Origin of the sequence: Pseudonocardia sp. McavD-2-B (assembly GCF_024124365.1) — a bacterium.
Taxonomy (GTDB): domain Bacteria; phylum Actinomycetota; class Actinomycetes; order Mycobacteriales; family Pseudonocardiaceae; genus Pseudonocardia; species Pseudonocardia alni.
This window is the reverse complement of the sequence record NZ_JAMXSG010000295.1, coordinates 1-6,881: the sequence shown is the minus strand read 5'-3', so window position 1 is coordinate 6,881 and position 6,881 is coordinate 1. Positions and strand designations below refer to the sequence as shown.

7 protein-coding genes and 1 pseudogene are annotated in these 6,881 nt (G+C 74.2%); all 8 read left to right on the top strand.

The window, feature by feature from the left end; all coding sequences use genetic code 11:
• On the top strand, window positions 1–754 hold a 754-nt coding region (locus NH602_RS26300; protein WP_253069188.1), incomplete at its 5' end, for a cell division protein FtsQ/DivIB.
• 224 nt (window positions 755–978) lie between these two features.
• Window positions 979–2,391, top strand: coding sequence for a cell division protein FtsZ (ftsZ, locus tag NH602_RS26295; RefSeq protein ID WP_253069187.1), 1,413 nt, complete (start codon window positions 979–981; stop codon window positions 2,389–2,391).
• A gap of 5 nt (window positions 2,392–2,396) precedes the next feature.
• Window positions 2,397–3,179, top strand: coding sequence for a peptidoglycan editing factor PgeF (pgeF, locus tag NH602_RS26290; protein ID WP_253069186.1), 783 nt, complete (start codon window positions 2,397–2,399; stop codon window positions 3,177–3,179).
• Between the two features lie 64 nt (window positions 3,180–3,243).
• Complete coding sequence (locus tag NH602_RS26285) at window positions 3,244–4,002, top strand: YggS family pyridoxal phosphate-dependent enzyme (RefSeq protein ID WP_374210265.1); 759 nt, start codon at window positions 3,244–3,246, stop codon at window positions 4,000–4,002.
• A 128-nt stretch (window positions 4,003–4,130) separates the two neighbouring features.
• On the top strand, window positions 4,131–4,880 hold the full coding sequence (locus tag NH602_RS26280) for a cell division protein SepF (protein ID WP_073573918.1): 750 nt from the start codon (window positions 4,131–4,133) through the stop codon (window positions 4,878–4,880).
• Between the two features lie 3 nt (window positions 4,881–4,883).
• The gene (locus tag NH602_RS26275) at window positions 4,884–5,180 is read left to right on the top strand and encodes a YggT family protein (protein WP_373324230.1); all 297 of its coding nucleotides are present in this window, start codon (window positions 4,884–4,886) and stop codon (window positions 5,178–5,180) included.
• 47 nt (window positions 5,181–5,227) lie between these two features.
• On the top strand, window positions 5,228–6,082 hold the full coding sequence (locus tag NH602_RS26270; RefSeq protein ID WP_073573917.1) for a DivIVA domain-containing protein: 855 nt from the start codon (window positions 5,228–5,230) through the stop codon (window positions 6,080–6,082).
• An 88-nt stretch (window positions 6,083–6,170) separates the two neighbouring features.
• Window positions 6,171–6,881: pseudogene (locus NH602_RS26265) on the top strand (hypothetical protein); the annotation flags it as partial.

The following is a 6,881-nucleotide window of genomic DNA, read 5'->3' as shown; positions in this document are numbered from 1 at the left end:
TGCCGCGGTCCGGGAGCGCACGGCGGCCCGCGCGGCCGAACGGTCCCGCAGCCGCGACCCGCGCTACCGGCGCCGTCGCCTCGTCGCTCTGCTGGCCACCGCCGCCGTCGTGCTCCTCGGGGTGTCCGCGGCCGGCTGGTGGGCGCTGGGCCGGTACGGCCCCCCGGTGGCCACCGTGCGGGTCGACGGCACCCGCCAGATCCCCGTCCGCGACGTCGAGGCCGCCGCGGGCGACCAGACCGGTGTCCCGCTCGCCGCGGTCGACACCGACGGCGTCGCCGCCCGCGTGTCGGCCATCCCCGGCGTCGCCGCGGTGGAGGTCGACCGGTCCTGGCCGGACACTCTGGTGGTGGCCGTGACCGAACGCACCCCGGCCGCGCTGCTCGACACCCCGGACGGACCGAAGCTCGTCGACGTCACGGGATTCGTCTACCGCGACGCCCCGCCCGACGTGCGGCTGCCCCGGCTCCAGCTGCCGCGCGTCGCCCCGGACGACCCCGCCACCCTCGCCGCGGTCGGTGTCCTGCAGGCACTGCCGGTCCCGGTCCGCGACCAGGTGCAGTCGCTGTCGCTCGGCGGGGGCGGATCCACTTTCGAGCTGGGGCTCACCGAGGACCGGCGGGTCCTGTGGGGCCCGTGGACGGACACCGACCGGACCGCCGCCCGGGCCCGGGTCCTCGGACCGGTGCTGCAGCGCGAGGGCGCCGTCTACGACGTCTCCAGCCCGTCGCTGGTCACCGTCCGGCAGCGCTGACCCGCCGCACCCGACCCGATGGTTGCGGCGGGTGACCTTCCGACGACCGTACGGGTTTCCACCGGCAGCGAGGTCGAACCACCCGGGCGGGGTGTTGTCGTCGTGCGGCGCGCCTGCTGGACCCGGGCACCGCACTCCACTTAGCGTGCGCACCCGAAGGCCCGGGGCACCCGGAGCTTGACCCACCCGAACCCCGGACCCCGAGCGACTGGAAGGTGCCGCGCATGACGCCCCCGCACAACTACCTGGCAGTGATCAAGGTGGTCGGCATCGGTGGCGGCGGCGTCAACGCCGTCAACCGGATGATCGAGGTCGGCCTCAAGGGCGTCGAGTTCATCGCGGTGAACACCGACGCCCAGGCCCTCCTCATGTCCGACGCCGACGTGAAGCTCGACATCGGTCGTGAGCTGACCCGCGGCCTCGGTGCCGGCGCCAACCCCGAGGTCGGGGGCAAGGCCGCCGAGGACCACGCCGAGGAGATCGAGGAGGTCCTCAAGGGGGCCGACATGGTCTTCGTCACCGCGGGCGAGGGCGGCGGCACCGGCACCGGCGGCGCACCCGTCGTCGCCTCGATCGCCCGCAAGCTCGGCGCGCTGACCATCGGTGTCGTCACCCGCCCGTTCACCTTCGAGGGGCGCCGTCGCGCGGGGCAGGCCGAGGAGGGCATCCAGGCGCTCCGCAACGAGTGCGACACCCTCATCGTCATCCCGAACGACCGGCTCCTGCAGCTCGGCGACGTCGGCGTCTCGCTGATGGACGCCTTCCGCTCCGCCGACGAGGTGCTCCTCTCCGGTGTCCAGGGGATCACCAACCTGATCACCACCCCCGGACTGATCAACCTCGACTTCGCCGACGTCAAGTCGGTCATGTCCGGGGCCGGGTCGGCGCTGATGGGAATAGGGTCCGCACGCGGCGAGGGCCGCGCCGTGCAGGCCGCCGAGAAGGCGATCAACTCGCCGCTGCTCGAGGCGTCGATGGACGGCGCGCAGGGCGTGCTGCTGTCGATCGCGGGCGGCTCGGACCTCGGTCTGTTCGAGATCCACGAGGCGGCGTCGCTGGTCCAGGAGGCCGCGCACCCCGAGGCGAACATCATCTTCGGCACCGTGATCGACGACTCGCTCGGTGACGAGGTGCGGGTCACCGTGATAGCGGCCGGCTTCGAGGGCGGCACACCGACCCACAAGAAGCTCGAGCCCGCCGTGTTCTCCCGCGGCACCCAGAAGTCCGCCGAGCCCGCACCGCAGGCCGCGCCGCCGCAGCAGGCCGAGCAGACCCAGCAGCACCAGACCCAGCAGCACCAGGGCCAGCAGCACCAGGGCCAGCAGCCGCAGGGCCAGTCCCGCTGGGCCGCGACGACTGCTACCACCCCGTCGGCGCCGCACCTGCCCGCCACGGCGCACGCACCCGAGCGCACCGGGACGCTGCCGCCCGCGCAGCCCACCGCCCCGGCCCCGCGCCAGGGCGACACCCAGCACCACGGCGGCGACGGCGCGGCCGTTCCGAGCGGTCCGATGTCCGCGCCGGCCTCGCCGACGTCGGCCCCGGCCCAGCACGGGACCGTCGGCGGGAACCCCGCGGCGCGTCCGGCCGAGCCGGTCGAGGACGAGGTGGACGTCCCGCCGTTCATGCGGCGCTGACCCGCGTGCCGGACTCACCGACACCGGCCACGGCGGCCCGCGCGGACGGCACCCGCCGCGCGCGGATCCGCCGGGTCACCACCACCCGGGCCGGTGGCCGGTCCGAGGGCCCGTTCACCTCGTTCAACCTGTCGTCGGGGGTCGGGGACGACCCGGCCGCGGTGACCGGGAACCGGGCCCGCGTCGTGCGTGAGCTCGGCCTGTCCGGACTGGTGTTCCTGAACCAGGTCCACGGCCGCGACGTCGCCGTGCTGCGCGAGCCCCCGCGGGCCCGCCCCGGCACCGGTGGTGTCGCCCCGGACATCGCCGACGTCGACGCCGTCGTCACCGACGTGCCGCTGCTCGGCATCGCGGTGCTCGCGGCCGACTGCGTACCGGTGCTGCTCGGCGACCCGGTCGCCGGCGTCGTCGGGGCCGCCCACGCGGGCCGCGTCGGCGCGGCCGCGGGCGTCGTCGACGCCGTCGTGACCGAGATGACCGCACTGGGCGCGCAGCCCGCACGGCTGGAGGTCCTGCTCGGGCCGTCGGTCTGCGGCCGCTGCTACGAGGTGCCCCCGGCCATGCGCGCCGAGGTCGACGCCGCGCTGCCGGGCAGCGCGTCCACCACCCGCACCGGCACCGCCGGCCTGGACCTGCGCGCCGGGCTCACCCGCCGCCTCGCCGACCTCGGCGTCACGAAGGTCGCGACCGACCCGCGCTGCACCGTCGAGGACCCGGACCTGTTCAGCCACCGCCGCGACGGCCGCTGCGGCCGCCAGGCCGGGATCACCTGGCTCGACCCGCGCTGACCGGCGGCCCGGTCCGGCGATCCACGCCACGCGGGGCTCGCGGGCGCCCCCGCGGGCGGGAACGATGGACGCCGTGTCCGATCCCCGCACCCCCACCGCCGACCGTGTCGGCGAACTGACCGACCGACTGGCCGCCGTCCGCGAGCGGGTGGCCGAGGCCTGCCGCGCCGCCGGCCGCGACCCCTCCGAGGTCGGGCTGCTCGCCGTCACCAAGACGATCCCGGCCGCCGACGTGGCCGCGCTGGTCGACCTCGGGCTGAACGCCTTCGCCGAGAACCGCGCGCAGGAGGCGGCGTCCAAGGTGGACGAGGTCCGGGCGCTGCGCCCGGACGCCTCCCCGGACTGGTTCTTCGTCGGCGGGCTGCAGCGGAACAAGGTACGGACGGTGCTCCCGTGGGTGACACGGATCGACTCCGTCGACTCGCCCCGGCTGGCCCGCGCGATCGACAAGGAGGTCGCGAAGGCCCGCGACGCGGGGGAGCGCGGCGGCCCGCTGCCGGTGCTCGTGCAGTACAGCGTCGACGGCGACGCCGACCGCGGCGGCGTCGCCCCGGAGGGGCTCGTCGAGCTGACGGACCTGGTCACGGAGCTGCCGGGGCTGGAACTGGCCGGGCTGATGGCCGTCGCGCCGCTGGGCTGGGAGCCCGATGCGGCGTTCGAGCGGATCGCCGAGGCGCACCGGGAGACCGTCGGGCGGCACCCCGGGGCGACGGTCCTGTCCGCCGGGATGAGCGGGGACCTGGAGTCGGCGATCGGTCACGGATCGACGGTGGTGCGTGTCGGTACGGCCCTTGTGGGGGATCGGCGGATAGCCTCCGAGTAATCGCTGGTGGGTGTGGGTACTGAGCAGGTGGCGGAGACCGCACCGTCGGCGAGACCGTCGCCAGAACGCGGGGTGCGCGTGCGGTTGGGACGCGTACGGAGTCGAGCAGTACTGCGAGGGGACAGCGGATGAGCGCGATGTACCGGCTGAAGGCGTACTTCGGCATGGTCCCGGCCGACGAGATGGACTATGTGGACGAACCGGATCACTACCGGGGCGGCCACGAGCACCACGCCGGCCCGCGCGGTGACCGTTGGTCCGCCGGGGCCGGTCGGTTCGCCGACCAGGCGTCCTACGACGGCGACCGCTACGAGACCGCGGTCCGCTACGAGGACGGATGGGGCGCCCGCCCGGCGCGAGAGGCACTCCGTCCGGCGCGCGCCGTGCGGCAGGATCCGCGCGGCGAGCGGGAGACGCTCGGGCTGGTCCCGGAGCGCGGGAACCTTCCCACTCCCCTCGGAGGCGGCCCCGGAGCGGCCGTCCGCGGGGCGCTGGCGATGGACCCGGAGACCCTCCGGGGTCCGGCACGCGAGGAGCGGAACGAGCCCGTCGTGGCCCCCGCGCCGGTGCCGGAGCAGCGCGACCGGGCGGCCGCGGGACCGGCGTCGATCACGACGCTGCACCCCCGCAGCTACAACGAGGCCCGCACCATCGGTGAGCGCTACCGCGACGGTGTGCCCGTCATCATGAACCTCACGGATCTGGACGGCGCGGCAGCGAAACGCCTGGTGGACTTCGCCGCGGGCCTGGCGTTCGCCCTGCGCGGGAGCATCGACAAGGTCACCGATCGGGTGTTCCTTCTCACGCCGGCCGACGTTGAGGTCTCCGCGGACGACGCGCGGAGGCTCGCCGAGCGCGGAGCTTTCCGACAGGATTGAGTCGTGGCCGACCCGATCCTGACGCTGATCTATTACGTCCTGTTCTTCTTCTGGCTGCTGCTCGCGGCCCGCATCGTCGTCGAGATGGTCCGGTCGTTCGCGCGCCAGTGGCGACCCGCCGGAGCGCCCGCCGTGGCGCTCGAGGTCGTCTTCACCGTGACCGACCCTCCGGTCAAGTTGCTGCGGAGAGTGATCCCCGTGGTCCGTATCGGAGGCGTAGGACTGGACCTGTCGATTATGGTTCTGTTGCTGGTGGTGTTCATCTCGATGAGCGCCGTCAGATCACAGCTCCTGGGATGAGCCCCAGTCACCCGGGAGTGCCGCCGAGGACCGCATGAGGTGATCCGATGCCGCTGACGCCCGCCGACGTTCATAACGTCGCGTTCAGCAAACCCCCGATCGGGAAGCGGGGTTACAACGAGGACGAGGTCGACGCCTTCCTCGATCTGGTCGAGGCCGAACTGGCCCGGCTGATCGGGGAGAACGACGACCTGCGCGACCAGGTCGCGCAGCTGGAGCAGCGTCTCGGCGATGCCGAGGCCGACCTGGAGGAGGCACGGAGCCAGCCGGCTCCGGCGCAGACCCAGGCCCTGGCCGCCTCCCCGTCGCCGATGGGCCGTGGTGCGGGTGCTCCCGCTCCGCAGCTGGCCGGTGCCGGCCCCGCCGATGCCGACGGCGGTGACCACCACGTGCAGGCCGCCAAGGTCCTGGGCCTCGCCCAGGAGATGGCCGACCGCCTGACCGCGGAGGCCAAGAACGAGGCCGACACGATGCTGTCGGACGCCCGGAACAAGTCCGAGCAGCTCCTGTCGGACGCCCGGACGAAGGCCGACGGCCTGGTCAACGACGCGCGCTCGCGTGCCGAGACCATGCTCAACGACGCCCGCACGCGGGCCGAGACGCTCGAGCGCCAGTCGCGCGAGAAGGCGTCCGGCCTGGTCAGTGAGGCCGAGCGCAAGCAGAACGAGATCATGGGCGCCATCCAGCGCGACAAGTCCGTTCTGGAGAAGAAGATCGACGAGCTCCGGACCTTCGAGCGGGAGTACCGCACCCGTCTGAAGACCTACCTGGAGTCGCAGCTGCGTGACCTGGAGGGTCGCGGTTCGGCTGCCCCGTCGGACGGCACCGGTGCCACCAGGTCGGGCTCGAACGGCGGGTACGCCGCCTCCGGGTACGGCCAGCGGGCCGACACCGGGAGCTGACCGCCCCACGGCGCCTCCGAGGTGCCGGGGACGACCGACGACGACCGGGTAGCGGACAGGTGCCGCTGCCGACCGACGGAGTTCGCCGATGCTGGTGCTGGTCCTGATCCTCGTGGTCATCGCGCTGGTGCTGCTGCTCGCAGGATGGTTCCTGCACGTGGTGGCACTGGCGTGGACATCGGTGGTCATCAGCCTGATCGCGGGCCTGGTGCTCGCCTACGACTGGTGGCAGACCCGTGCCGCGGTGAAGGCCGGTGACCGGGCGGAGGCCGACGCCTCCGGTCGTGGCACCGGTGCCGCCGCGGCGCCGGACCGGGCCGACCGGGCCGACATGGAGGCGCGCTACGGCGCCGACATGGAGCCCGCGACGCAGGTCCTGCCGGTCGTCCGGCCGGACAGCGGCGCGGCCTCGGGTACGCCCGAGGCGGCGCAGAACGCGACCGACCAGACCATCCAGATGCCGGTTGTCAGGCCGTCCGGCTCTGCGGAGGGACCGCCCGGCGCATCTCGATCGGGTGGACTTTCGTCACGCACGGTGACTGAATCCGGTGCCGAGGACGCGGCCGACCCGAGTGGGGTGGCCGCGTCGCACGCGGGCGCCCCGGCGGGACCGGACGGGGAGGACGGTGCGGGTCGTGGCGGCGACCCGGCACGGTCCGGCCCCGGCGAACCCGGCACCGCGGAACCGCCCGCCGAGGCGACGACGCGGGCGACGGACTCGCGGTCGACCGGAACCGGCGCCGCCGGCACGACGTCGGCCGTGACGGCGGCAGCCGCAGGCGCGGTCGCCGCCGGGACG